Origin of the sequence: Mesorhizobium sp. M0139 (assembly GCF_040322455.1) — a bacterium.
Classification (GTDB): Bacteria; Pseudomonadota; Alphaproteobacteria; order Rhizobiales; family Rhizobiaceae; genus Mesorhizobium.
In genome coordinates, this window is sequence record NZ_JAMYTN010000015.1 from 79,934 (window position 1) to 105,433 (window position 25,500).

The 25,500-nt window shown below is 62.6% G+C and carries 26 protein-coding genes; 17 read left to right on the forward strand and 9 right to left on the reverse strand.

Annotated elements, in window-relative coordinates:
• Positions 1-13: 13 nt before the first annotated feature.
• The 6 genes from NKJ58_RS24430 to NKJ58_RS24455 are packed head-to-tail and all read left to right on the forward strand — an operon-like array spanning position 14 to position 5,950.
• Entirely contained in the window at positions 14-2,308 is a 2,295-nt protein-coding gene (locus NKJ58_RS24430; protein ID WP_352853993.1) for a bifunctional salicylyl-CoA 5-hydroxylase/oxidoreductase, read from the forward strand.
• The gene (locus NKJ58_RS24435) at positions 2,305-3,078 is read left to right on the forward strand and encodes an SDR family NAD(P)-dependent oxidoreductase (RefSeq protein WP_023667802.1); all 774 of its coding nucleotides are present in this window, start codon (positions 2,305-2,307) and stop codon (positions 3,076-3,078) included. Before NKJ58_RS24430 ends, NKJ58_RS24435 begins: the two co-directional genes overlap by 4 nt.
• Complete coding sequence (locus tag NKJ58_RS24440) at positions 3,072-3,542, forward strand: MarR family winged helix-turn-helix transcriptional regulator (protein ID WP_352519546.1); 471 nt, start codon at positions 3,072-3,074, stop codon at positions 3,540-3,542. Before NKJ58_RS24435 ends, NKJ58_RS24440 begins: the two co-directional genes overlap by 7 nt.
• Positions 3,539-4,351 carry an enoyl-CoA hydratase family protein gene (locus NKJ58_RS24445; protein WP_023667804.1) on the forward strand — a complete coding sequence of 271 codons (813 nt, stop codon included), beginning with the start codon at positions 3,539-3,541 and terminating at the stop codon, positions 4,349-4,351. The genes NKJ58_RS24440 and NKJ58_RS24445 overlap by 4 nt, the downstream gene beginning before the upstream one ends.
• The gene (locus tag NKJ58_RS24450; RefSeq protein ID WP_023667805.1) at positions 4,351-5,499 is read left to right on the forward strand and encodes an acyl-CoA dehydrogenase family protein; all 1,149 of its coding nucleotides are present in this window, start codon (positions 4,351-4,353) and stop codon (positions 5,497-5,499) included. Before NKJ58_RS24445 ends, NKJ58_RS24450 begins: the two co-directional genes overlap by 1 nt.
• A 55-nt stretch (positions 5,500-5,554) precedes the next feature.
• Positions 5,555-5,950, forward strand: coding sequence for a RidA family protein (locus NKJ58_RS24455; protein ID WP_023667806.1), 396 nt, complete (start codon positions 5,555-5,557; stop codon positions 5,948-5,950).
• Positions 5,951-5,973: 23 nt separating this feature from the next.
• Here the strand turns inward: NKJ58_RS24455 and NKJ58_RS24460 are convergent, their stop codons facing one another.
• Positions 5,974-7,065, reverse strand: coding sequence for an LLM class flavin-dependent oxidoreductase (locus tag NKJ58_RS24460; protein ID WP_352519558.1), 1,092 nt, complete (start codon positions 7,063-7,065; stop codon positions 5,974-5,976).
• A gap of 120 nt (positions 7,066-7,185) precedes the next feature.
• On the opposite strand from NKJ58_RS24460, the gene NKJ58_RS24465 reads away from it, so the two are divergent.
• The 5 genes from NKJ58_RS24465 to NKJ58_RS24485 all read left to right on the forward strand — a co-directional run bounded on the left by NKJ58_RS24465 (position 7,186) and on the right by NKJ58_RS24485 (position 12,318).
• Positions 7,186-7,947, forward strand: a complete 762-nt coding sequence (locus NKJ58_RS24465; RefSeq protein ID WP_023686922.1) for an HpcH/HpaI aldolase family protein — start codon at positions 7,186-7,188, stop codon at positions 7,945-7,947.
• Between the two features lie 155 nt (positions 7,948-8,102).
• Positions 8,103-9,302: a pyridoxal phosphate-dependent aminotransferase gene (locus NKJ58_RS24470; RefSeq protein ID WP_023751786.1), complete on the forward strand. Its 1,200-nt coding sequence runs from the start codon at positions 8,103-8,105 to the stop codon at positions 9,300-9,302.
• A 76-nt stretch (positions 9,303-9,378) separates the two neighbouring features.
• Complete coding sequence (locus NKJ58_RS24475; RefSeq protein WP_023682726.1) at positions 9,379-10,176, forward strand: ABC transporter substrate-binding protein; 798 nt, start codon at positions 9,379-9,381, stop codon at positions 10,174-10,176.
• A gap of 150 nt (positions 10,177-10,326) precedes the next feature.
• On the forward strand, positions 10,327-11,001 hold the full coding sequence (locus tag NKJ58_RS24480) for an amino acid ABC transporter permease (RefSeq protein ID WP_023667812.1): 675 nt from the start codon (positions 10,327-10,329) through the stop codon (positions 10,999-11,001).
• A 45-nt stretch (positions 11,002-11,046) separates the two neighbouring features.
• The gene (locus NKJ58_RS24485) at positions 11,047-12,318 is read left to right on the forward strand and encodes a cysteine desulfurase-like protein (RefSeq protein WP_023740559.1); all 1,272 of its coding nucleotides are present in this window, start codon (positions 11,047-11,049) and stop codon (positions 12,316-12,318) included.
• A gap of 7 nt (positions 12,319-12,325) precedes the next feature.
• On the opposite strand, the gene NKJ58_RS24490 is transcribed toward NKJ58_RS24485, so the two are convergent.
• From NKJ58_RS24490 to NKJ58_RS24500, 3 genes are all read right to left on the reverse strand, one after another.
• Positions 12,326-14,287, reverse strand: coding sequence for a 3-hydroxyacyl-CoA dehydrogenase NAD-binding domain-containing protein (locus NKJ58_RS24490; protein WP_023699851.1), 1,962 nt, complete (start codon positions 14,285-14,287; stop codon positions 12,326-12,328).
• 224 nt (positions 14,288-14,511) lie between these two features.
• Positions 14,512-15,489, reverse strand: a complete 978-nt coding sequence (locus NKJ58_RS24495) for a UDP-glucuronic acid decarboxylase family protein (protein ID WP_023667815.1) — start codon at positions 15,487-15,489, stop codon at positions 14,512-14,514.
• A gap of 179 nt (positions 15,490-15,668) precedes the next feature.
• Positions 15,669-15,851 carry a hypothetical protein gene (locus NKJ58_RS24500; protein WP_023667816.1) on the reverse strand — a complete coding sequence of 61 codons (183 nt, stop codon included), beginning with the start codon at positions 15,849-15,851 and terminating at the stop codon, positions 15,669-15,671.
• A 102-nt stretch (positions 15,852-15,953) separates the two neighbouring features.
• Between NKJ58_RS24500 and NKJ58_RS24505 the strand changes: the two genes are divergently transcribed.
• Together NKJ58_RS24505 and NKJ58_RS24510 are read left to right on the forward strand one after the other, a co-directional pair.
• The gene (locus NKJ58_RS24505) at positions 15,954-17,234 is read left to right on the forward strand and encodes a nucleotide sugar dehydrogenase (RefSeq protein ID WP_023686926.1); all 1,281 of its coding nucleotides are present in this window, start codon (positions 15,954-15,956) and stop codon (positions 17,232-17,234) included.
• 31 nt (positions 17,235-17,265) lie between these two features.
• Positions 17,266-18,285, forward strand: coding sequence for an NAD-dependent epimerase (locus NKJ58_RS24510; RefSeq protein ID WP_023667818.1), 1,020 nt, complete (start codon positions 17,266-17,268; stop codon positions 18,283-18,285).
• Positions 18,286-18,355: 70 nt separating this feature from the next.
• Here NKJ58_RS24510 and NKJ58_RS24515 read toward each other — a convergent pair whose 3' ends face one another.
• Positions 18,356-19,252, reverse strand: a complete 897-nt coding sequence (locus tag NKJ58_RS24515) for an AraC family transcriptional regulator (protein ID WP_023667819.1) — start codon at positions 19,250-19,252, stop codon at positions 18,356-18,358.
• 147 nt (positions 19,253-19,399) lie between these two features.
• Here NKJ58_RS24515 and NKJ58_RS24520 point away from each other — a divergent pair, with 147 nt between their 5' ends.
• Positions 19,400-20,125, forward strand: coding sequence for an SDR family oxidoreductase (locus NKJ58_RS24520; RefSeq protein ID WP_023682721.1), 726 nt, complete (start codon positions 19,400-19,402; stop codon positions 20,123-20,125).
• A gap of 86 nt (positions 20,126-20,211) precedes the next feature.
• Here the strand turns inward: NKJ58_RS24520 and NKJ58_RS24525 are convergent, their stop codons facing one another.
• The 3 genes from NKJ58_RS24525 to NKJ58_RS24535 all read right to left on the reverse strand — a co-directional run bounded on the left by NKJ58_RS24525 (position 20,212) and on the right by NKJ58_RS24535 (position 22,349).
• A complete protein-coding gene (locus NKJ58_RS24525) occupies positions 20,212-20,442 on the reverse strand; it encodes a helix-turn-helix domain-containing protein (RefSeq protein ID WP_352511450.1) in 231 nt (76 codons plus the stop codon).
• Positions 20,443-20,464: 22 nt separating this feature from the next.
• Entirely contained in the window at positions 20,465-21,211 is a 747-nt protein-coding gene (locus tag NKJ58_RS24530) for an IclR family transcriptional regulator (protein ID WP_023695200.1), read from the reverse strand.
• A 268-nt stretch (positions 21,212-21,479) separates the two neighbouring features.
• Positions 21,480-22,349 (reverse strand): helix-turn-helix domain-containing protein, encoded by an 870-nt coding sequence (locus tag NKJ58_RS24535; RefSeq protein WP_352511452.1) that lies wholly within the window; start codon positions 22,347-22,349, stop codon positions 21,480-21,482.
• A 92-nt stretch (positions 22,350-22,441) separates the two neighbouring features.
• Here NKJ58_RS24535 and NKJ58_RS24540 point away from each other — a divergent pair, with 92 nt between their 5' ends.
• On the forward strand, positions 22,442-23,986 hold the full coding sequence (locus tag NKJ58_RS24540; RefSeq protein ID WP_352519547.1) for a 4-hydroxyphenylacetate 3-hydroxylase N-terminal domain-containing protein: 1,545 nt from the start codon (positions 22,442-22,444) through the stop codon (positions 23,984-23,986).
• 6 nt (positions 23,987-23,992) lie between these two features.
• Positions 23,993-24,502, forward strand: coding sequence for a flavin reductase (locus NKJ58_RS24545; RefSeq protein WP_023667825.1), 510 nt, complete (start codon positions 23,993-23,995; stop codon positions 24,500-24,502).
• A 10-nt stretch (positions 24,503-24,512) separates the two neighbouring features.
• On the opposite strand, the gene hpaR is transcribed toward NKJ58_RS24545, so the two are convergent.
• Positions 24,513-24,908 (reverse strand): homoprotocatechuate degradation operon regulator HpaR, encoded by a 396-nt coding sequence (gene hpaR, locus NKJ58_RS24550; RefSeq protein WP_023695202.1) that lies wholly within the window; start codon positions 24,906-24,908, stop codon positions 24,513-24,515.
• 201 nt (positions 24,909-25,109) lie between these two features.
• Here hpaR and NKJ58_RS24555 point away from each other — a divergent pair, with 201 nt between their 5' ends.
• Positions 25,110-25,496 (forward strand): 5-carboxymethyl-2-hydroxymuconate Delta-isomerase, encoded by a 387-nt coding sequence (locus tag NKJ58_RS24555; RefSeq protein WP_352519559.1) that lies wholly within the window; start codon positions 25,110-25,112, stop codon positions 25,494-25,496.
• The last annotated feature ends 4 nt before the right edge of the window (positions 25,497-25,500 follow it).

The following is a 25,500-nucleotide window of genomic DNA, read 5'->3' on the forward strand; positions in this document are numbered from 1 at the left end:
GGAGATCGCACGGATGAAGGTTGCGGTTCTCGGTGGCGGACCAGCCGGCCTCTACTTTGCCATTTCAATGAAGCTGCGGGACGCCGCCCACGAGGTCACGGTGTTCGAGCGCAACCGCGCCGACGATACGTTCGGCTGGGGCGTCGTGCTGTCGGCCGAAACACTCGACAACCTTGCCAAAAACGACCCGGTCAGCGCTGTCTGGATCAAGAAGCATTTCGCCTATTGGGACGACATCGCCGTCATCCATGACGGCGTGCGCACGGTCTCGTCGGGCCACGGTTTCTGTGGCATCGGCCGCAAGCGGCTTCTGGTCCTGCTGCAGCGACGCGCGCGCGAACTTGGCGTGAGGCTGATGTTCGAGAGCGATATCGCCGACCCTCAGCCCTATATGGAGACGCATGATCTGGTCGTCGCCGCCGATGGGCTGAACTCAAGGGCGCGCAACACCTTCGTCGAAGTCTTCAAGCCCGACATCGACACCCGCAAATGCAAATTCGTCTGGCTCGGCACCAACCAGAAATTCGACGACGCCTTCACCTTCATCTTCGAGAAGACCGAGCATGGCTGGGTGTGGGCGCACGCCTATCAATTCGACAGCGAGACAGCGACCTTCATTGTCGAGTGCAGCGAACAGACCTGGGCTGCCTTCGGCTTCGGCGCCATGTCGCAGCAGGAATCCATCGCCGTCTGCGAGCGCATCTTTGAGAAACATCTCGGCGGCCACGCGCTGATGACCAATGCCAATCACATCAGAGGTTCGGCCTGGATCAATTTCCCGCGCGTGCTGTGCGAACGCTGGTCCTACAAGAACCTGGCTCTGATGGGCGACGCGGCGGCCTCGGCACATTTCTCGATCGGCTCCGGGACCAAGCTCGCATTGGAAAGCGCGGTGGCGCTAGCCGAATATGTCAAAACCGAACCGGACCTCGACGCCGCCTTCCGCAAGTATGAGGATGCGCGCCGCACCGAGGTGCTGAAGCTGCAGTCGGCGGCGCGCAATTCGCTGGAGTGGTTCGAGGAGGTCGAGCGCTATCTCGGCCTCGATCCGGTGCAGTTCAATTATTCGCTGCTGACCCGCTCGCAACGCATCAGCCACGAGAATTTGCGGCTGCGCGATGCCAAATGGCTTGAAAGCGCCGAGGAATGGTTCCAGCGCCAGGCGGGGGCAGGCGGCAACAGGCAACGCCGGGCACCGATGTTCGCGCCGTTCAAACTGCGCGACATGCAGCTCAACAACCGCATCGTCGTTTCGCCGATGGCGCAGTACAAGGCAGTCGATGGCTGCCCGACCGACTGGCATTTCGCCCACTATGCCGAGCGTGCCAAGGGCGGCGCCGGGCTTGTCTATATCGAGATGACCTGCGTCAGCCCGGAAGGACGCATCACGCCCGGTTGTCCCGGCTTCTATGCGTCCGAACATGAGGTGGCGTGGAAGCGGCTGGTCGATTTCGTCCACACCGAGACCGAGGCGAAAATCTGCGCCCAGATTGGCCATTCCGGGGCCAAGGGCTCGACCCGTGTCGGGTGGGAAGGCACCGACGTGCCGCTCGCCTCGGGCAATTGGCCGGTCATGGCGGCCTCGGCGATTGCATGGTCGCCTGAGAATCAGGTGCCGAAAGCCATGGACCGCGCCGACATGGACGAGGTGCGTGACCAGTTCGTCGCGTCCACCGAGATGGCAGATCGCTGCGGTTTCGACATGCTCGAGATCCATGCCGCGCATGGCTATTTGCTGTCGTCCTTCATCACGCCGGTCACCAACCAGCGCACGGATGAGTATGGCGGTTCGCGGGAAAATCGCATGCGCTATCCCCTGGAAATCTTCCATGCGGTGCGCGCCGCCTGGCCGACGCGAAAGCCGATCTCGGTGCGCATTTCGGCCAATGATTGGGTCGGCATCGAAGGTGTGACGCCGGCCGATGCGGTGGAGATCGCGCGGATGCTGCACGAAGCCGGCGTCGACATATGCGACGTCTCGGCAGGCCAGACCTCGATTGCCGCCAAGCCTGTCTATGGCCGAATGTTCCAGACGCCGTTCTCGGACCGCATCCGCAACGAGGTCGGCATGGCGACGATGGCGGTCGGCAACATCTACGAGCCGGATCATGTCAATTCGATCCTGATGGCCGGCCGCGCCGACCTGGTGGCCCTGGCACGGCCGCATCTCGCCGATCCCTACTGGACGCTGCATGCAGCCGTGACGCTCGGTGATCGTGGTGTCAAATGGCCGGATCCCTATCTGCCCGGACGCGACCAGATCTACCGGCTGGCCGAGCGCGATGCAGCGGCGGGGCTGAAAGTATGACGACGGCCTTGGCGATTTCAGGCAAACATGCGCTGGTCACTGGCGGCGGCTCCGGCGTCGGCCGGGCCATCGCGCTCGTGCTGGCCGAGGCCGGCATAGAGGTGACCATATGCGGGAGGCGCGACGCCGAGCTTGCCAAGTTGGCCGGCGAGAACGACCGCATCCACGCCATGTCAGCCGATGTCACCGACGAGGCGGCGATGATTTCGCTCTACGCGCAAGCGGAAGCCGTGCGCGGCCCGTTCGACATCGTCGTCGCCAATGCCGGCATGGCCGGCAGCACGCCGGCGCACAGGACCTCGCTTGCCGACTGGCAGCGGACGCTCGACGTCAATCTGACCGGCGCCTTCCTGACGGTGAAGCCGGCGCTGGCCGGCATGGCCGCGCGCAAGGCGGGCCGGATCGTCTTCGTCGCCTCGACCGCAGGGCTGAAAGGCTACGCCTATGTCGCGCCCTACGTGGCGGCCAAGCATGGGGTGGTCGGGCTGATGCGGGCACTGGCGGCCGAGACGGCGAAATCCGGCGTGACCGTCAACGCCGTTTGCCCGGGCTTCGTAGAGACCGGCATGCTGGAGGAGTCCATTCAGCGCGTCGTCGAAAAGACCGGCCGCTCAGTCGAGCAGGCGCGGGCGAGCCTTGCCTCGACCAACCCGCAAGGCCGTTTCATCCAGCCGCAGGAAGTTGCCTCAGCGGTGCTCTGGCTGTGCGGCGATGCGGCTGCGTCGATTACCGGACAAGCGATTTCGATCTCAGGAGGCGAAACATGGTAGCCGGCCCATTGCCCGCGCCGTCGGGACCCGGCAAGGACCGGCTGCGTCTCTGGATCAGGCTGCTGCGCGCCTCGCGCACGATTGAGGCGGAACTGCGCGAGCGCCTGAAGAAGGAATTCGATACGACGCTGCCGCGTTTCGACGTCATGGCCGCCCTCTACCGCGCGCCGGAAGGCATGCTGATGAGCGATCTGTCGCGCTTCCTGCTGGTATCCAACGGCAATGTCACCGGCATCGTCGACCGGCTTGTTTCGGAAGGCCTGGTCGCGCGCGCGCGCCGCAATGGCGATCGCCGCACATCCATGGTGCGACTGACCGACGAGGGTTCCAAATCTTTTGCCGCAATGGCCGCGGCGCATGAGGGTTGGATCGGAGAATTGCTGGCCAAGGTCAGCGAGGAGGATGCGCGCCGGCTGACCGGCATGCTGACCTCGTTCCGCAGCAACTGGGAGGGACGCGAATGAGTTCGATGGCCGGCCTCAAGCCGAAGCACTTCCTTTGGGAAGTCGAAGGCAGGATCGCCAAGGTGCGGCTCGACCGGCCGGAGCGCAAGAATCCGCTGACCTTCGACAGCTATGCGGAACTGCGCGACACGTTCCGCGATCTCGTCTATGCCGACGACGTCGACGCCGTGGTGTTCCTGCCCAATGGCGGCAATTTCTGCTCGGGCGGCGATGTCCACGACATTATCGGCCCATTGGTCAAGATGGACATGAAGGAATTGCTCGCCTTCACCCGCATGACCGGCGATTTCGTCAAGGCGATGCTCAACTGCGGCAAGCCGATCATCGCGGCGGTCGACGGTGTCGCGGTCGGCGCCGGCGCCATCATCGCCATGAGCGCCGACATCCGCATCGCCACGCCGGAGGCCAAGACCGCTTTCCTGTTCACCCGCGTCGGCCTTGCCGGCTGCGACATGGGCGCCTGCGCGATCCTGCCGCGCATCATCGGCCAGGGCCGTGCCGCCGAATTGCTCTACACCGGCCGCACGATGACGGCAGCGGAAGGCGAGCGCTGGGGCTTCTACAACAGGCTGGTCGATGCCGCAGTGCTCGAGGCCGACGCGCTCGAGATGGCGGCGCGCATCGTCTCGGGTCCGACCTTCGCGCACGGCATCACCAAGACGCAGCTCAACCAGGAATGGTCGATGGGCCTCGACCAGGCGATCGAAGCGGAAGCGCAGGCGCAGGCGATCTGCATGCAGACGCGTGACTTCGAGCGCGCCTACAAGGCCTTCCTCGCCAAGGAGAAACCGGTGTTCGAGGGCAATTGATGGCTGACAAGAGTTTCCTCAACTGGCCGTTTTTCGAAGACCGGCATCGCGAACTCGCCGAACGCCTTGATGCCTGGTGCGCCAGGAACCTGCCCGTCGATCACCACGACGTCGATGCCGCCTGCCGCGAGCTGGTGGCGAAACTTGGCCGCGACGGCTGGCTGAAGCCGACGGCGCTCGATACCGACAATCCGGGACCGCTCGATGTCCGCACCTTGTGCATCACGCGCGAGACGCTGGCGCGCCATGACGGGTTGGCCGACTTCGCCTTCGCCATGCAGGGGCTCGGCACCGGCGCGCTCAGCCTGTTCGGCACACCCGACCAGCAGCAATGGCTGGCAAAGACCAGGGCCGGCAAGACGATTTCCGCCTTCGCGCTTTCGGAGCCACGCTCCGGGTCGGATGTCGCCAACACCGAAATGACGGCGAGCCGCGATGGCGACTTCTATATCCTCAGCGGCGAGAAGACCTGGATTTCCAATGGCGGCATTGCCGATCTCTACGTCGTCTTTGCCCGCACCGCCGAGGCACCGGGTGCCAAGGGACTTTCCGCCTTTCTCGTACCCGCTGATACCAAGGGGCTTGGCATTGCCGAGCGCCTTGAAGTGATCGCGCCGCATCCGCTGGCGCGGCTTTCCTTCGATCAGGTCCGGGTGCCGGCTTCGGCGCTGATCGGCAAACCGGGAGACGGCTTCCGCATCGCCATGTCGGTGCTTGACGTGTTCCGCTCCACGGTCGGCGCGGCGGCACTCGGCTTTGCCCGCCGGGCGCTGGACGAAAGCATCAGCAGGGTGGCCGAGCGCAAACTTTTCGGCGCTCCGATGGCAGAGCTGCAGATGGTGCAAGGCCATATCGCCGACATGGCGCTGGACATCGATGCCGCAGCGCTGCTGGTCTACCGCGCTGCCTGGACCAAGGACATGGGCGCGGCTCGTGTCACCCGCGAGGCGGCGATGGCCAAGCTGTTCGCCACCGACAAGGCGCAAGAGGTGATCGACAAGGCTGTGCAGCTGCATGGGGGGGACGGCGTCCGCAAGGGCCATATCGTCGAGAGCCTCTATCGCGAGATCCGCGCGCTACGCATCTACGAGGGCGCATCCGATGTGCAGAAGGTGGTGATCGCACGGCAGGTGATGGGCGCGGCCTGACAGCGACGTATTTGATTTTGAGATTTGGTTTTAAGAATACCGGGGAGGCTTGAAAATGCACGAGATCCTGCAGCCGGAGGGCTGGGCGAAACCGGTCGGCTACGCCAACGGCATTGCCGCGCGCGGCAGGCTCGTCTTCGTCGGCGGACAGGTCGGCTGGAACGGGCAGTGCCAGTTCGAGACCGACGATTTCGCCGGCCAGGTGCGGCAGACGCTGCAAAACATCGTCGCCGTGCTGGCGGAAGCCGGCGCGGAGCCACGGCACATCACCGCGATGACCTGGTATTTCACCGACAAGGCCGAATATCTCGGCAATCTCAAGGGTATAGGCGAGGCCTATCGCGAGGTGATCGGCCGGCATTTCCCAGCGATGGCCGCCATGCAGGTGGTGGCGCTGGTGGAAGATCGCGCCAAGATCGAAATTCAGGCAACCGCCGTCATTCCGGATTAACGAATTCGTTATTCCCGGATTGATCAGCAGCGCAGCCCCGCCCGCTTCAGCAGCGGAAATACGTGGTCGCAGAAATAGGGCAGTTCCTGGGTGTAGTTGACGAACGACAGCGCGATGCCCTGGTAGCCATGCCCGGCTATTGCCGCCATCTCGGCGGTAATCGTCTCCGGCGTTCCAACCAGCGGGTAGGTGCCGGCGCCGCCGGCGAAACGCTGCCGGTAGCGGTCATAGGCATGCGGGTCATGCGACTGCGAGAACTCCTTCTTGCCTGCCATATGAGCATCGACCGCATCGTGGTCGACCAGATCGACGGCATAGCGCGTGTAGTAGGCCTGCGCCTCTTCCATGGTTGGACGGCAGACGACATGCGCCACCGTGTAGACGCCGACGTTGCGGCCAACCTTGTCGGCCCGCTCGCTGATGTCGGCGACATGCTTGCCGGCATCGCTCATTTCCGAAAAGGTCGTGAACAGATAATCGCATCGGGCGGCGGCGAAATCCCGGCCCGGGCCACCGAAAGCAGCGTTCATGGTCACCGGGCGTGGAACCTGCAGGCTCGCCGGCCGGCTCACCGCCTCCTTGAGGCGATAGTAGGTGCCTTCATAGTCCAGAGGCTGGTCCGAGGCGTAGAGCTTTTCCAGGATTTCGATCCATTCGGCGGCCTGGTCGTAGCCCTTCTCGACCAAAGGCGTGCCGAACATGCCGAATTCCTTCGGGTTCCAGCCGCAGACGATGTTCAGGCCGGCGCGGCCCTGGCTGATATGGTCGACAGTTGCCAGCGCCTTGGCGGCATAGAGCGGATGCACCAGCGGCACATGCACGGTCATGAACAGGCCGATCTGCTCGGTGGCCACCGCCAGGGCTGCTGCCCAGGTGAAGGTCTCGAACGACCATTCGCGCACCTTGTTGCGGCCGCCAAAGCCACGCCAGCGCGCGATCGGCAGCATAAATTCCAGCCCGGCGCGGTCGGCGATCTGCGCCGCCGTCAGATTGTCCTGCCAGCTTGCCGTCCAGCGTTCCGGCACATCGGTGATGGCCAGACCGCCATCGGCATTGGTCGAAAAGACGCCGAGCTTCAGTTTGTTCGAGCCGTGCAGGGGATGCGTTTTGATCATCATGGGAACTCGTGGCGGGAGACCGACACGCTAGGCCCGCGCAAAAATATTTCAAGCCTGAAATAGCTTCGCCTCGCCGCCGATTGCGGATATGAATTCGGAGGGGAAAAGGGGATGGATATGAGCGCGTTCCGTCAGAAGTGCATCGGCAAGACCAATCTCGTCGGCTCCTTCGCCGCTATTCCCCATCCCGTCGCCGTCGAAGTGATGGCGCTCACCGGCCTCGACTTCGTCTGCATCGACTGGGAACATGCCCAGATCGCGCGCGACACGATCGAAACCATGGTGCGCGCGGCCGACGTGCATCGCGTGCCGGCCATGGTGCGTGTTCCCGGTCATGCGCCGGAAGCTATCCAGGCGGCGCTCGACAGCGGCGCACAAGGCGTGCTCGTGCCGCGCGTCTCGACCGCTGCTCAGGCCGAGGCGGCGGTGAAAGCCTCGCGCTATCCGCCGCTGGGCGAGCGCGGCGTCGGGCCTGGCCGCGCGGCCGGCTATGGCTATCGCATTCCCGAATATCTGGCCGCGGCCAATGATAGGGTGGTCGTCGCGGTCCAGGTCGAGACATCGGAGGGGCTGGCCAACATCGAGGCGATCGCGGCCATAGACGGCATCGATGTGGTCTTCGTCGGCCCCGGCGATCTCTCCGTGTCGATCGATGCGATCGGGCCGAAAGGCGTGGACAAGCTCAATGAGGCGATCACAAGGATCATCCGCGCGACCGTCGCGCATGGCAGGACATCGGGTATATTTTGCGCCAGCCCACAGACGATCAGCCAGTGGGCCGCTATCGGCGCGAGCTTCTTCGTGCTGGCCAGCGATACGATGTTTCTTGGCGCCGGCGCTGCGGCCAACTGCACCGCTGCGCGCGCCGAGCTGCGGTAGACGGGCGGGATCGGGCAAAAACTTTTTAAGCTTAAAACTTTTTCCTTGAAAAGCGCAGCACATTGGATAGCATCCAAACTCGATGGCGACTGTCGTGCCGGTGGGGCTTGCCGGGCAGTCCGTCGCGGTGCTCCGGGTGGGAGGGGTTTCAGTCCTTGTCGTTCATACTGCCCCAGTCATCGTCCAGCGCGCGTTATGCTTTCGACGGCGTACGTGCCCAGATCCGTGACCTGCACACCGAAAACATTGCCAACCTTGCCGTGCGCGCCCGAGAACTGGGCGACGTGATCGCGCTCTGGTACGGCGAAGGCGACATGGTGACGCCCGCTTTCATCCGCGACGCGGCGAAGGCCGCCTTCGATGAAGGCCAGACGTTCTACTTCCCTAACATGCGTGGGCACCCCCTACTGAACGAGGCGCTGTCGGAATACCAAACGCGCATTCACGGCCGGACGATCCCGATTGCGCGCACCACGGTCACGCCCGGCGGCATGCAGGCGCTGTACCTGGCGCTGGAACTGCTGGTCGATACCGGCAGCAACGTCGTCTATGTCGCGCCGCAATGGCCCAACATCCACAACGCCATCCATCTGATCGGCGGCGAGCCAAGGCCGTTTTCGCTCGACTTCAAGGGCGACTGGCATCTCGATCTCGACCGGCTGTTCGCCACTTGCGATGCGCGCACACGCGCGATCTTCCTGTCGACGCCGTCCAACCCGACCGGCTGGACCGCGTCGCGCGAGGAGATGCAGGCGCTGCTCGACTTCAGCCGGCGCACCGGCATCTGGATCATCTCCGACGAGGTCTATGGCCGGCTCTATTTCGACGGCAATGTTGCTCCTTCCATCCTGCAGATCGCCGAGGATGGCGACCGGGTGCTGTCGGTCAACAGTTTTTCGAAGGCGTGGGCGATGACCGGCTGGCGCATCGGCTGGCTGACGCATCCGTCGGGGGTGGCCGACCAGCTTGGCGCCATGACGCAGTACATCAACAGCGGCACCGCCGCGCCTATCCAGGCAGGCGCTGTCGCCGCCATCCGCCAAGGCGAGCCGCTGGTCGAGGAGATCAGGCAGCGGATCAAAACCGGCCTCGACCTTGCCTATGACAGGCTGGCCCAGATTCCCGGCATCATCCTGCCGACGAAACCGCGCGGAGGCATGTATGCCTTCTTTGCCATGGACGGCGAAAGCGACGCCCGGCAGGCCTGCGCCAGGATACTGGAGACGGCGCGCGTCGGGCTGGCTCCCGGCCACCTCTTTGGAAATTCGGCAGCGGCCTTCCTGCGGATGTGCGTGTGCCGTGAACGCGACCAGATAGCGACCGCGCTCGAGCGCATGGTCGCCGCCATAAATTGACGCCCCGCTGGGAGGTGGGACGGCAACAAACCGTGCGGGAGCAAACCCGCCCGATCACAACCAGAGGGAACACAAAATGAGCTTCACTCGTCGCAACCTGCTTCTTCTCGCCGCCACGATCGGCATCGCTGCCGGCCCGGCCACCGCCTTTGCCGCCGATGTGCTCAATGTCGGCGCCTACCCGACCAATCCGCCCTTCGAATACAAGAACGAGAGCGGCACGTTCGAGGGCTTTGAAGTCGACATCGTCAACGAAGCGGCCAAGCGTGCCGGCATGACCACCGACATTGCCGACCTCGGCTTCCAGGCGCTGTTCGCGGCTGTCAGTTCCAACCGCATCGATGTCGCGATCTCCTCCATCACCATCACGCCGGAGCGACTGAAAACGCTGTCCTTCACCCAGCCCTATTATGACTCCGACATGGGCATTGCGACGAAGACCGATAGCGCTGTTAACACCGAGGCCGACCTCAAGGGCAAGATCGTCGGCGTGCTTTCAGGCTCGACCGGCGAGACCTGGGTCAAGGCGCATCAGGAGGCTGACGGCTACAGCGACGTGAAGGGCTATGACACGCAGCAGAATCTTCTGCTCGACCTCAGCGCGGGCCGCGTGGACGCCGCCGTCAGCGATATTCCGGGCATGGAATACTCCTTCACCAAGATGAAGGACCTGAAGGTCAAGCAGCGCATCAAGACCGGCGAACAGTACGGCCTGATGATGAGCAAGGACCATCCGCTGCTCGGCAAGCTGAACGACGCGCTGACCGCGATGAAGAAGGACGGAACGCTGGCCGCGATCCACAAGAAGTGGTTCGGCAGCGACGCGCCAGCCGATTCCTCGACGGTCAAGGAAATGCCGCTGCCCAAGGCCTGACCGGCAATGCACTTAAATCGTGCCGGCTCCCAGGCCGGCACGATTCATTTCACGCTCCGGCGCCTGCTGCCACACGGATAGCCTCATCGGAGGCAAGGTCGATTGGTTTTAACTTGAGCATCCTTTGCTCTGGGGTTCGGGAACGCTCCCATGTCGCTGATCGACACCTTCTTCAATCCTGACGTGATAATGTCCAGCCTGCCGGCGCTGTTGCGTGGCTTCCTGAACACGCTGCTGCTCGGCATTTTGAGTATCGGCATCGGCATTCCCATCGGCCTGGGGATCAGCCTGTTGCGGCTCTATGCGCCGAAGCCGCTGCGCTGGCTGGCGGTCGGCTACACCGACATCTTCCGCGCCCTGCCGGTGCTGGTGGTGCTGATCCTGATCTATTATGCGCTGCCCTTCCTCGGCATCCGTCTGTCGTCCTGGGCCTCCGCCGTGACGGCGTTCGCCATCATCATGTCGGCCTATTCAGCAGAAGTGTTCCGCTCCGGCATTGAGAGCATTCCGAAAGGCCAATTCGAGGCAGCACAGGCGCTCGGCCTGCCTTTCCTTTTGACCTTGCGCAAGGTGGTGCTGCCGCAGGCGATCCGCGTCGTCATCCCGCCGATGACCAGCAATTGCGTCTCGATGTTCAAGGACACGTCGCTCGCTTCCACCGTTGCGCTGCCTGAACTGTTGAAGGAAGCGACCAACGCGCAGTCGCTCTATGCCAATCCCTCGCCGCTGATCGGCGCCGCTTTGGTCTATCTCATCTTCCTCTGGCCGATGGTCCGCCTCGTCAGCCTGCTCGAAGACCGCTTCAAGACCGAGAAGACGCGCTGACCTCATCAACCGTCCCGCTTCCCAAGCCATTCGCAGGAGATACAGTTGAGCAATTCCCAAGCCGCCGGCGGCTTTCCGGTCGACACCATCCGCGCCATGTTTCCGGCCTTGCAGCGCGCCGGTGATTTCATCTTCATGGACAACGCCGCCGGCGCGCAGATCCCGCAGAGCGTGCTCGACGCGGTGACCAATCACCTGGTCTCGCACAATGTGCAGCGTGGTGGTCGCTATGGGCGCTCGGTCACGGTCGACCAATCGGTTGCGGATGCTCGGACGAGCGTGGCCTTGCTGATCAACGCCTACAGTCCGTCGGAAATCTGCTTCGGCATGAACGCCACCTCGTTCATTCGCCTGGTCAGCCTCGGCATCGGCCAGATGCTGGCCAAGGACACAGAGCGCGACGAGATCGTCATCACCGATATGGACCACGACGCCAACATCGCCACGTGGCTGGCGCTGGAGCCCGCCGGAGCCAAGTTCAAATGGTGGCGCATGCGCGAGGACGGCAACCTGCATGTCGACGACCTCAAGCCGCTGGTTTCCGATCGCACCCGTCTCGTCGCCTGCACGGTGACCGCGCATTCGATCGGCTCGATCGTCGAAGTCGCTTCGGTGGCCGCGATCGCGCATGCGGCCGGCGCCGAAGTGTTCCTTGACTGCGTGCATTACGGACCGCACGGGCTGATCGACGTGCAGGCCTGGGACTGTGATTATCTCGTCTGCTCCGGCTACAAGAATTTCTCGCCGCATATGGGCTTTCTGTGGGGCCGCTTCGAAACGCTGAAGCGGCTGCCGACCTTCCGCGAGGATTTCATCCCCGACGAGCCGCCTTACAAGGTCGAGGCAGGCACCTTCATCTACGAGAACGTCTCGGGCATGGATGCCGCAGTGCAGTACCTGGAACTGATCGGCCGCAATCTGGCGCCCTCCAACAACCGCTCGCGGCGCGACAACATCGTTGCCGGCATGGGCGCCATCCGCGATTACGAAGTGCTCCTGGCGCGTGAGATGCTCGCCGTGCTCAAGGGATGCAATGCCACGATCTACGGCGTCGCCGAGGAAGCCCGCATCAACGAACGCGTGCCGACATTCTGCTTCAACATCGGCAAGCTGTCGCCGCAGCGGATCGTCGAGGAAATGGCTGACATGCAGATCGGCATCCGCGACGGCCATATGTATGCGCCCCGGCTGATGAAGCGTCTCAACCTGTCGATGGACAGCGGCGCCATCCGCGCCTCGCTGGTCCATTACAACACGGTCGACGAGGTCAGGCGTTTCGGCGAGGCACTGCGCGCCGTCATCGCAAGGCTGTCGTAGCTGGTCCTTAAACCTCTCCGGCGCGGAACATCGGCCCGCCCTTGTGGGCCGGGAAGCCATAGCCGTTGATCATCACCAGATCGATGTCGGAGGCACGCGCCGCGATGCCTTCGGCGAGTAATGCCTTGCCCTCGTCGGCCATTGCCGCCAGCAAGCGCGTGACGATCTCATCGGGCGAAAAGCGGCGCGGCACGATGTCCTTGGCCGCCCGAACGGCCTCGATCAGCGCCGCCACTTGCGGGTCGCTCCTGCGCTCGCCGTCGGAATAATCGTACCAGCCGCGCCCGGTCTTGCGGCCGAAGCGGCCGGCCTCGCACAGCCGGTCGGCGATCTCGACATAACGTGCTTGCGGATCGCGCATCGCCGCCTGTCGCTTGCGCCGCGCCCAGGCTATCTCCAGCCCAGCCATGTCGTTGACCGCGAAGATCCCCATCGGGAAGCCCCAGGCCTCCAGCGCGGCATCCACCTCTTCCGGTGCTGCGCCATCCTCCACCATGAACTCCGCCTCGCGGCGGTAGGCCGAATAGAGGCGGTTGCCGATGAAACCCTCGGTAACGCCGCACACGACAGGCAGCTTGCCGAGTTTCCTGACGAACGCGATAGCCGAGGCGAGCACATCGGGCGCCGTCGCCGCGCAATCCACCACTTCGGTGAGCCGCATGACGTTGGCCGGGGAGAAAAAATGCAGGCCGGCGATCCGTTCGGGCCGGGCGGTTGCCGAGGCGATCTCGTCGGGGTTGAGGTAGCTGGTGTTGGTCGCCAGTATGGCGTCGGGGCGGACGATACGATCAAGCTTCCGGAAGAGTTCGGTTTTTACCGCGAGATCGTCGAACACTGCCTCGATGACCAGATCGGCCTGCACCAGCCTGCCGGCGTCACTGGCCGCTTCAAACCGGCTCAGCGCCTCCCTGCGGGCATGATCGGTGAGTCGGCCGGATTGGACCGACTTGTCGAGAAGGCCGGCGATCCGCTCGTATCCTTTTGCCGCGGCGTCGTCGTTCTGCTCGATGCCGATTACGCGATAGCCGGCATTCAAGGCCGAGACCGCGATGCCTGCACCCATCAGGCCGGTTCCGACGATACCGACGGTCTCGACCTTGCGAGGCGTGATACCCTCCAGCCTGTCGACTTTGCTGGCTTGCCTCTCGGCAAAGAAGACGTGGCGCAACGCTGCCGCCTCGCGAGAATCCCGGAGGCGCAGGAAGGTCGCGCGTTCGTGCACAAGACCGTCCTCAAGTCTGGCCGTGGACGCGGCCCGGACCAGTCTCACGGCCTCTGCAGGCGCGATCTGTCCACGGCTGCGGGAAAGCACCTTTCTTGCGGCTGCCGCGTCGGCCTCAGGTTGCGAGCGCGGGACGGAAAGCGCACCCGTGCGCCGCAGCGGTTGGCCAACGAGACGGCGGGCGACATCGAGCGCGCCTTCGGGAAGATCGTCCGCAATGGTATCGATCAGACCGAGAGCGAGAGCTTCGTCGGCATTTGCGGGCCGACCCGTGCCGATCAGGTCAATTGCGGCGACCGTGCCGATGAGGCGGGGCAGGCGTTGGGTTCCGCCGGCCCCGGGCACTAACCCGAGCTTGACCTCGGGCAGGCCGAAGCTGGCCGCCTTGCTGGCCACCCGGTAGTGGCAGGCCAGCGCAATCTCGCAGCCGCCGCCGAGCGCCGCGCCGCCTACTGCCGCGACGATCGGTTTGGCGAAGCTCTCCATCGCTTCGATCACGTCAGGCAGTGTGGGCCCGATAGCGGGCTTGCCGAATTCCTTGATATCGGCGCCACCGATGAAGGTGCGCCCAATGGCGGTCAGCACCACGGCAGACACTTCATCCGACGCCGCACGCCCAAGCGCAGCCATCAGTCCGGCCCTGACATGGAGGGACAGCGCGTTGACCGGCGGATTTTCGATCGTGACGATGAGAACGCCATCGACGATCTTGCCTGTGACACTCTCGGAAAATCGTGCTGTGTTCATGGAGTTTTATTCCGGAACAACGGCAAATCTTCCTCCTCCTTCTGCTCTCCGCCAAATGCCGGTGTCCCGGCTCGGACGGATGAAGCGCCATGGATCTTCAAAATAATTTCAAGCTTAAAATAATTAGAATTCGAAAAACTTCAAGCCTACCGGAGTCGACTGCAAAAGGCGTCGCTACCACGACGGTGATCGGTCAGACTTGACGGTTGCACTGCGGTGCCGGGTCAAGGCGAGTTTGTGGAAACCTTCGGCAGCAGGGCTTTGAAATAGTCGATCGTCTGTTGCAGCCCGGCTTCTAAAGTCACCGTCGGCTCCCAGCCGACAAGCCTTTTGGCAAGGGTGATATCGGGCTGGCGGTGCCGCGGATCGTCTTGCGGAAGATCGCGGTAAATTATATCCGAACCTGATCCGGTCATCTGCGTCGTCAGTTCGGCCAAGCGCCTGATCGTTACTTCCCTTGGATTGCCGATGTTTACTGGACCGGTCACCTCCGGCCCCGTATCCATGAGGCGCAGCATGCCGCTCACCAGGTCGTCGACGTAGCAAAACGACCTTGTCTGTGAGCCGTCGCCGAAAATGGTTATCGGTTCACCACGAAGCGCCTGCACGATGAAATTTGAGACAACCCTGCCGTCTGCCGGGTGCATGCGCGGCCCGAACGTATTGAAAATCCGCGCGACCTTGACCCACAAGCCATGTTGTCGGTGATAGTCGAAGAACAGCGTTTCGGCGCAGCGTTTGCCTTCATCGTAGCATGAGCGCGGCCCGATCGGGTTTACATTGCCCCAGTAACTCTCGGGCTGCGGATGCACAGACGCGTCACCATAGACCTCACTGGTGGAGGCCTGAAAGACTTTGCATTTCAGCCGCTTTGCCAATCCAAGAACATTGATGGCGCCGTGCACGGCGGTCTTGATCGTCTGAACCGGGTCGTACTGGTAGTGAACAGGCGAGGCCGGACACGCCAGGTTGTAAATCTCATCGACTTCGACGTAGAGCGGAAAGGTCACGTCATGGCGCATGAATTCGAAGCGGGGATGCTTGGCCAAATGGTCGATATTGCGCTTTGATCCGGTGAAAAGGTTGTCGACACACAAGATTTCGTCGCCTCGTTCCAACAGGCGGTCAATAAGATGCGAGCCGATAAACCCTGCGCCCCCGGTAACGAGAATGCGTCTGCGGCTGTCATAGAGTCTGGCCAATTTCTGCTCCCAGGCAAATGCTGATCGACCAGATATCGGTCGCCACACGCAGGATACGACGTGTCCGCAGCCAATGCACAAGGACCAAACTGAAATTTCGCAGATCCGCTCGGTGCCGATGCGAATTCCGATCCCGGCATTTGGTTTGATCAGAAGGCACGATTGAGGCCGATAGTGGCCTATGGATTGGCAGCAGAGAATATCAGCCCTGTCGTCAGGGCCGCCGCTGCGTAGATGGCCGGCAGAACCTGACGGTTCACCCCAATCCGCAGCAGAGAGTGGCTCGAAACCCGGTCCTGCTGGATTTTATCCACAACATCGATGGCATCGGCGGATGGCAACATGAAAATGGCAACGACCATTTTTCGTGAGACATTCCTCTTCGCGATAGAGCATCGTTGAATTGGCCAACAGCCTGCCATACAAGCACGTCGGCTCAACAGGTGGCTCGAGGAACCCCACGGATGTCCGAACGCATTGCAGTTATCGGCCTGGGTTATGTCGGCCTGCCGGTAGCCATTGCCTTTGGGAAGGTTTTCCCCGGCACCATAGCTTTTGACATCAGCGAGCGTCGGATCGGGGAATTGCGTGGCGGCGTCGATCGTACGGGGGAAGTTGACGCAACGGCGCTCAAGGAGACCTCGATAGGGCTGACCACCGACCGGGAGATGTTGAAAGGCGCTACTTTCTTCATCGTCGCCGTGCCAACCCCTATCGACGCAAATCGCGCTCCCGATCTAGCTTCTTTGAAACTGGCGTCCGAACTCGTCGGCGAGGCGGTGAGCAAAGGCGCCGTCGTCGTTTTTGAGTCGACAGTCTATCCAGGTGTGACCGAAGATTTCTGTGGGCCGATCATCGAGCAGGTTTCCGGCCTGCGACATCCCCGCGACTTTGCCCTCGGCTATTCGCCCGAACGCGCCAACCCCGGCGATCGGGAACACTCGCTGCAAAAGATCGTCAAAGTCGTCTCCGGCGAGAATAACGAGACGCTGGAGCGCGTCGCGAACGTTTATGGCCGTATCATCGATGCCGGCGTCTACCGCGCCCCGTCGATCAAGGTGGCCGAGGCAGCGAAGGTTATCGAGAACACCCAGCGCGATCTGAACATCGCGCTGATGAACGAACTGGCAATGATCTTCGAGCGGCTCGATATCCGGACGCAGGATGTTCTTGATGCTGCGTCGACGAAATGGAACTTCCTTCCCTTCAAACCGGGGTTCGTCGGCGGCCACTGCATCAGCGTCGATCCATATTATTTGACCGCCAAGGCCGAGGCCGAAGGTTACCATCCGCAGATCATCCTCGCCGGACGTCGCATCAATGACGGCATGGGGGCCTTCGTCGCCCAGCAGGTTGTCAAACGGCTGATTGGTTCTGACACGCCCGTCAAAGGGGCTTCTGTCGGCATTCTCGGGCTGACATTCAAGGAGGACGTGCCGGATTTGCGCAACAGCCGCGTTTTCGACATGGTCAAGGAACTAAGGCAGTTCGGAATTGTCCCCAAAGTCCATGATCCCCTTGCCGATGTCGAAACCGCTCGGCGTGATCACGGCGAAACAATCCTGCCGCTCGATGAGATAAACGATTTGCAGGCGCTTGTTCTGGCGGTGCCTCACAGGCAATATCTCACCAACGAAAGAGCGCGTCTTTTTCAAATGATCAGGCCGGGGGGGACACTGTTCGATGTCAAGTCGGCCATCAAGCCCAATGAAGTTCCCGACAACATAAAATACTGGAGCTTGTAAAGCTCGCCTGAAATTAACGCTAGGATATGCAGTGACATCAAGCAGGCCGATACTGATCACCGGCGCAGCCGGGTTCATAGGGTTTCATCTTTGCCTGAGGCTGCTTGCCGAAGGAGGCCAGGTTATCGGCCTCGACTCCATGAACGAGTATTATGACGTCAGCCTGAAGCAGGCTCGTCTCGAGCGGCTGAAAGCGTTTTCGAATTTTTGTTTCGAGCATGCCGATCTCACGGAGCGGGACCGTATTTCGGAGCTCTTCCTTTCGGCCGCGCCGGAGGTTGTCGTCAATCTCGCGGCGCAAGCCGGCGTACGCTATTCGATCAGCAATCCGCACGCCTATGTGGAAAGCAACCTCAGCGGCTTTGTCAACATCCTGGAAGGATGCCGGCAGGCGTCCGTCGGCCATCTGGTCTATGCATCGTCGAGTTCGATTTATGGCGGCAGCACCCGCATGCCGTTTTCCGTGCACGATCCGGCGGACCATCCGCTCAGCCTTTACGCCGCAAGCAAGAAGGCGAACGAGCTGATGGCGCACACATACAGCCATCTGTTTGGACTGCCGACCACCGGGCTGCGTTTTTTCACCGTCTATGGTCCGTGGGGGCGGCCGGACATGGCGCTGTTCATCTTCGCCAAGGCTATCCTCGCCGGCGAGCCGATCGAGGTCTTCAACTATGGCAACATGCAGCGGGATTTCACCTATATCGACGACATTGTCGAAGGTATTATCCGCGTCATGCAGCAACCCGCGACACCCAATCCTGAGTGGAAAAGTGTCGCGCCAGACCCAGCGACCAGCAACGCCCCGTTCAGGATTCACAACATCGGCGGCAATTCGCCCGTTCAACTGAACCGATTGATCGAGGTGCTCGAAGACGCGCTGGGACGCAAGGCAAACCGCAACCTCAGGCCACTTCAGCCAGGCGACGTTCCGGCAACTTTCGCCAATGTCAGCTCGCTCGAGGAGGCGACCGGCTTCAAGCCCAAAATCCCGATCGAAATAGGGGTTCCGCGCTTTGTCGAATGGTACCGGGAGTTCTACCGAGCATGATCGGACGCTTCGCCACCTGGAGGCGGCTGGCTCCTGACCAGCCATGGCTGGCGCATGCCGCTCGGAAAACTCAATAAGCCGCAGCCGAACTGGGTGTTGCCTGAAGGCGGTCAATATCTTTCCGGGGCGGCGCACCGAACAGGCGACGATATTCTCGGCTGAACTGCGAAGGGCTGTCATAGCCCACCGCGAACCCGGCCGTGCCTGCGTTTGCGCCGCCGGCAAGCATAATCCTTCGCGCCTCCTGCAGGCGCAGCTGCTTCTGGTATTCGAGCGGGGTCATGCGCGTAATCGCCTTGAAATGGGCATGAAGGGACGACGCGCTCATGCCTGATGCCGCCGCAATCTCTTCGATGCGCAGTTGTGCCTGGAAATGATTGCGGATCGTGGCGATGGCGCGGCTGACCTGGTTCAGGTGGCTGTCCACCGACGCCATCTGGCGAAGCGTGTCACCGTGCGGTCCGGTGAGGAGCCGGTAAAGGATTTCGCGTTCGATCAGCGGCGCCAGCACGGTGACGCTCTCGGGGCGATCGAGCAGCCTGACAAGCCGACAGGCGGCATCAATCAGGTCGGGGTCACTTGGATAGGCAGCTAACACCGGCAGATCCCTGCTGGGGGATGCACGTCCTTCTTTCACAAGCAGTTCGGCCAGCGCGGTGGAATCAAAATCTATCTTGCAACAGAGGTAGGGCGCCGCCGGGCTCGCCTCCAACACATGCCCGACCAGCGGCAGGTCGACCGAGACGAGCAGGTAGCTCGATGCGTCATAGACCACGCTCTGGTCGGCCAGCGAGACGCGCTTCGATCCTTGGGCGATTATGCAAAGCGACGCCTCGTAGACCGCAGGCACGGGTGCACTGGGCTGGTTGGCGCGAATGAGCGACAGCCGCGGCACCGCAGTGCCGGCCATGCCAGATTTCGGCGCAAAGCGGGTGATCAGCTCGGCGAGTTCATTGATTTTCTCCATGCCGCATAAATCTTCATGGCGCGAAATGTTGCAAGGCATTTCGAGTTCATTTGGAGGATCGTGCAAACTCTTTGGACGATCACGCTACCGGCCTTTGCCGGTTCGCGCCATCTATCTCCCCGTCACCGCAGCGAAAAAGGAACGATCATGACGGGACTTAAAGACAAGGTTGTACTCATCACCGGCGCCTCCAGCGGCATCGGCGAAGCGACGGTTCGGGAACTTGCCGGTGCCGGCGCCAGACTGTTCATCGGGGCCCGCCGCACCGAGCGGCTCAAGGCGCTGGCCGCAGAAATAGGCAAAGGCGTCGCGTGGCGCGAACTCGACGTGACTGACGCGGCGAATTTCGACGCCTTTGCCGATGCCGCTCATGCCGAATTCGGGCAGATCGATGTGCTGGTCAACAATGCCGGCGTCATGCCGCTGTCGCCGCTTGCCGCGCTGAAGCGCGATGAGTGGTCTCGCATGATCAATGTCAACATCGGCGGCGTGCTGAATGGGATCGCCGCGGTGCTGCCGCGCTTCGTCGCCCAGAAGAATGGGCATATCGTCAATGTCGCCTCGGTCGGTGCGCATATCGTGCTGCCCACCGCGGCGGTCTATTGCGGCACGAAATATGCCGTCTGGGCAATCACGGAGGGGCTGCGGCAGGAGCATGACGACATCCGCGCCACGATCATCTCCCCCGGAGTGACCGCAACCGAACTGGGCGACGATATCAGCGATCCTCAGGTCGCCACGGCTCTGAAAGAATGGCGGCAGAAGTCGCTCACACCGGACGCCATTGCACGGGCGATCCGTTTTGCGCTTGATCAACCCGATGGCGTCGACGTCAACGAAGTGATCGTGCGGCCAACCGCTGCCAATATGTAGAACTTGCTGCCGGATGCCGGCTTTCGGCGAGCTACGGCGCTCTCCGAGATCCGGCAAACGGCCCACCCCTTAATGCACCACCGCCCTCAGCCTCTGGCGCAACTCCCGCGGGCCACATCGTACCGGCTCTCGAACGCGCGCGAAAAATGCGCACTCGAATTGAACCCGCAGGCAAAGGCGATTTCCGAGATCGTGGGCGACCCGCGGGCGGGCGACAACAATTCTTCCTTGCTGCGCTCCAGCCGCCTGTCCCAGACGAAGCGTTCCGGTCTCGCGGCAAGGCCGGTGCGCCGCTGGGAACTTAACCCGCTAATCATCTCCCCTGCGACGGTAGAGATGTCAGGCTTCGCCGGCCAGGCGCGCTGAAATCAGCCGCGCCGCCTGGATCACCGCTTCGCCCTGGCTGGCCGCCATGCTGTCATCGGCGCGTGACACAGGCGAGGCCACCGCGAGCGCACCGAGAGGACGCCCATCGGAGCCGAGGATTGCCGCGGCTATGCTGTGCACGCCTTCTTCATAGCCTTGGGAGCTCGAGGAATAGCCGCGCTTGGCGGCAAGCCGGATCGCCTTCATCAGCCTGTCGGGCTGCGTCACCGTGTGTGGCGTGAAGGTCGGCAACGGCTTGTCGACATAGGCCTCGGCCGCTTCCCGAGGCGAAGCGGCGAGAAAGGCGATGCCGGAGGCGGTGCCGTGCAAGGGCAGCACCTGGCCGACATCGACATTGACCCGGTTGGCCTTTGCCGAGAGTTCGACGTGGACGGTCAGCAGTGCGCCGGCGCTGAATTCCGACAGATGCACCGTCTCGCCGGTTTCCAGCGCCAGCTCGCGAACCACAGGTGCTGCCACGCGCACGAAGGGAAAATGCGCGTCGCGAAAGCGGGCCAGCCGCGACAGGCCGGCGCCGAGCCGGTAGCGGCGGCTTGCCGGCTCCTGTTCGATCAAGCGGTGGTCCGCCAGCGCCATCAGCAGGCGCCGCGCCGTCGCCTTGTCGAGGCCGGTTTTGCGGGCGAGCTCGGACAGGCCGATCTCCGGTTCGCCGAGCGTGAACTGCTCCAACAGCGATATCGCTTTGCCGACTGTGCTCATCGTGCATCCTCAAGATACTTCGCATGGGACGAAAGCCAATCCACCTTGCAGTCCGCTCATAGCACATAAAATGGTGGTTCAAATAACGAACCGTTTGGAAGCGACGAAAAAACACCAGCAAGTTTCGCGGCGACATCATCTCGATGCGCCGCGCCGTGCGCGGGGTGATGCTGCGCGGCAACACCTATCAACAAGTGGATCAACTCGGCGGCGCCGTGCCTGGCCGGCGTGTCGGCCCAAACGCCTGATCCTGGCCGGCGCCGAAGCTTCAACTCTGCCCCAGCTGCGCGCGGCGCCAGGCGGCGGGAGCCTGGCCAACCCGCTCCCGGAAGAAGCGTGAGAAATAGGCCGGATCTTCGAAGCCGATTTCGTAGGCGATGTCCTCGACGGTGCGCACGGTGAACAGCAGCAAGCGCTTGGCCTCCACCAACCGTCGCTCGCCGATGAGTCGCTTGACGCCGCTGCCAAGCACCGTATGGGCGGCCTTGTCGAGAAGATGCGGTGTCGTGGCCAGCGCCTCGACGTAGCGGTCGACGGGCCAGTTGTCGCGGAAATGCGCATCGACCAGACAGCGCAAGCCGCGCGCCAATGCAGCATCGGAAGAACCGGTGGCATCCTTCACCTCGGGACCAAGGCGCGCGATGTGCGAGAGCGCGACGGCGATCAGCGCCGGCAGGGTCTTGTCACTGCCCGCCTGCGCCTCGGCATATTCGGCGGCGATCATCTCCAGCACCGCCGCCAGCCTTTTCCACGCGACATGCTGAGGATGGCCATCGGCAAAGACCGGCCGGTCCAATGGCAGCAGGCCGTGAGCGGCTATTGCCCCAAGCGCATCGTCGGCGACCGAGACGACGATGGCGTCGGTGCCGGGCCCGATCGAGAAGCCGTGCACGATAGTGCTCGGAACGAAGCTGACGGCCGGCGCCGAAAAGTCCCAGGATTGGTCTTCGATGCGGTAGGTGCCGGAGCCGCTGGTCCAGTAGGTGATCTGGCCCATTTGCGGATGCTTGTGCGCGGCAACCTGGCCGAGATGAATATTGCCGCGCGCAAGCACCGTCTCGACATGCAGGAAGCCGACATCGAGCGGCCGCACCGGCTCGCCATAGACAAAGAAATCAGGAATGGAATTGAGGCTCATAGCGCCGGAAAAAGTCCAATCGGTTTTGCCGTTACGTCCTAACCGATCCTTGCCAGGAGCGCTAGAGTTGATGCCATAAGTGGAGGAACATCATGCGATCGGAAGACTTTCGTGCCGACAATGGGCGCCCGTTCACCGGGGCCGAGTATATGGGGAGCCTGCGCGACGGCCGCGAGGTCTACATCAACGGCGAGCGCATTGCCGATGTCACCACCCATCCGGCGATGCGCAATTCGGCGCGGTCGCTGGCGCGCCTCTATGATGCGCTGCACGATCCCAAGCGGCAGGGCACGCTGACCTCGCCGACCGATACCGGATCGGGCGGCTACACCCACAAATATTTCCGCGTCGCCAAATCCTCCGGCGAACTCGCGGCCCAGCAGACCGCGATCGCCGAGTGGTCACGCATGTCCTATGGCTGGATGGGCCGCACGCCCGATTACAAGGCGGCACTGATGAACACGCTCGGCGCCAATGCCGACTGGTACGGCCCGTTCAAGGACAATGCGCTCGCCTGGCACAAGCGTGCGCAGGAAGCCGTGCTGTTCATGAACCACGCCATCGTCAACCCGCCGATCGATCGCCACAAGCCGGCCGAACAGGTGAAGGATGTCTTCGTCCACATCACCAAGGAGACCGACGCGGGCATCTATGTCTCCGGCGCCAAGGTGGTGGCGACGTCCTCGGCGCTGACCCACTACAATTTCCTGGCGCAGAGTTCGGCGACGGTCACCGAAGATCCGTCGCTGTCGGTCATGTTCATCGTGCCGATGAATGCGCCGGGGGTAAAGATGTTCTGCCGCGTCTCCTATGAGCAGACGGCCAACACGGCGGCGGCTCCGTTCGACTATCCGTTGTCGTCGCGCTTCGACGAGAACGATGCCATCCTGGTGCTCGACAATGTCTTCATCCCCTGGGAGGACGTGCTGGTGCTGCGCGACGCGCAGAAAATCCTGTCCTTCCATCCGGCTTCGGGCTTCATGCATGGCTATTGCTTCCAGGGCTGCACACGCTTTGCCGTCAAGCTCGACTTCCTCGCCGGCCTGCTGGCCAAGGCGCTGCGCGCCACCGGCGGAGATGCCTTCCGAGGCAACCAGGCGGCGCTGGGCGAGGTCATCGCGCTCAGGCACATGTTCTGGAGCTTTTCCAACGCCATGGCTTATAATCCGATCCCCTGGGCGAATGGCGCTGTCCTGCCCAACCTGGAAGCAGCCCTTGCCTACCGGACTTTCATGTCGGAAGCCTACCCGCGCGTCATCGACACGGTGCGCCGGGTGATCGCCTCCGGCTTGATCTACCTGCCGTCATCGGTGCGCGACTTCAACAATCCCGAGATCGATAAATACCTCGCGCAATATGTGCGCGGTTCCAACGACATGGGCCATGTCGAGCGCATCAAGATCATGAAACTGTTGTGGGACGCGACCGGCACCGAGTTCGGCGGCCGCCACGCGCTCTACGAACTCAACTATGCCGGTGCGCCGGAAGAGGTGCGGCTGCAGGTGCTGAAGGGCGCCGAACGCGGCGGCCGGCTGAAGGCCATGGAAGAACTGGTCGACACCTGCATGGCCGACTATGACGAGAACGGCTGGACGGGAGATACCTGGCTCAATCCGCTCGCTTCTACGGCCGGGTGATGTCAGATGGCCACGCAGATTTCGAAGGCCGATTTCCGCGACGCCATGGCAAGGGTCTGCGCGCCGGTCAACATCGTCACGACAGATGGCCCGGCCGGGCGCGGCGGCTTCACCGCCACCGCCATGTGCAGTGTGTCGGACGAACCGCCGACGCTGCTGGTGTGCATGAACGGCCGCTCGACGCAGGCCGCCATGTTTCTCGCCAACCGGCGCTTCTGCGTCAACGTGCTGACGCATGACCATATGCACCTGGCCGGCAAGTTCGCCGGCGCGACCAGGGACATGGAGGCACGCTATTCGGCGGCGCGCTGGCAAACGCTGACCTCGGGGACGCCGGCGCTGTCCGATGCGATCGTCAATTTCGATTGCGAGATCGAGGATGTGCACATCGTCGGCACGCATAATGTCATGATCGGCCGCGTTATCGACGTCAGACACGGCAGCGGCGGCTCGGCGCTGCTTTATGTCGACCGCAATTACACGCAGCCGACGCGGCTTGGCAGTTTTGGCGGCTGAGCGGGAGCAGTCAGTTCTCGCCGGCGATCAGGCTCTCCAGCAGATCGAGCAATTGCTCGAGCCTCTCATGTCCGAAGCGCTGTTCGATGTCGCGGTAGATGACGAGGCGTTCCGGCGACAAGGCATCGATAAGGGCGGAGCCCGCCGGGGCGATCGTCAGCACGACACGGCGGCCATCGCCTTCCGCCTTGTTGCGGGTGATGAATTTTCGGCCCTCGAGCGTCTTGATGATGCGTGTCAGGCTGGGCGGCAGCACCGAAGCGCGATCGGCAAGTTCCGTCGCCTCGACAGGGCCGGCCTCGCTCAGAACGCGCAGCACACGCCATTGCTGTTCGGTCACGTCATGCGCCGCCAGCATAGGGCGAAACCGCGCCATCACCACTTCGCGGGCATGGAGCAGCGCCATCGGCAGAGAACGACGGGTGTTTTCAGGCAGCAAGAAGCAGCGTCCCCAATGATGCGGGCGGTCGGCGGGACCGCACGCCAAAACCTGACCTTTCCATCCCGTATCGTCGCCTCAACTTGGATGCAAGGCTTGACTTCAGTGATGCTGCATGTAATTAACGCGTTAACTACAACAGTGGAACAATCCGGGGAACGAGACGCGGTGCCTCACTTTTCCATCGAGTATTCGGCCAACCTCGATGCCAAGGTCGACATGAGCGAATTGTGCGCGCTGGTGTTGCGCACCGTGCTCGGCACCGGGCTGTTTGAAACCGGCGCGGTGCGGGTGCGGGCCTTCCGCGCGGAAGCCTATGCCGTCGCCGACAGCCTGCCGGAAAACGCTTTCCTCGACATGTCGTTTCGCATTGGAACCGGGCGCAGCGCCCAGGACAAGAAACGAACCGGGGAGGCGGTCTTCTCCGCCGTGAGCGAATACCTCGCCCCCCTGTTCGAGACCCCGCATTTCGCTCTTTCCCTGGAGATCAGGGAAATCGATCCGGTCCTGAGCTGGAAGAAAAATGCAATCCACCCGCGGCTGCGCGGCAAGTGACGGA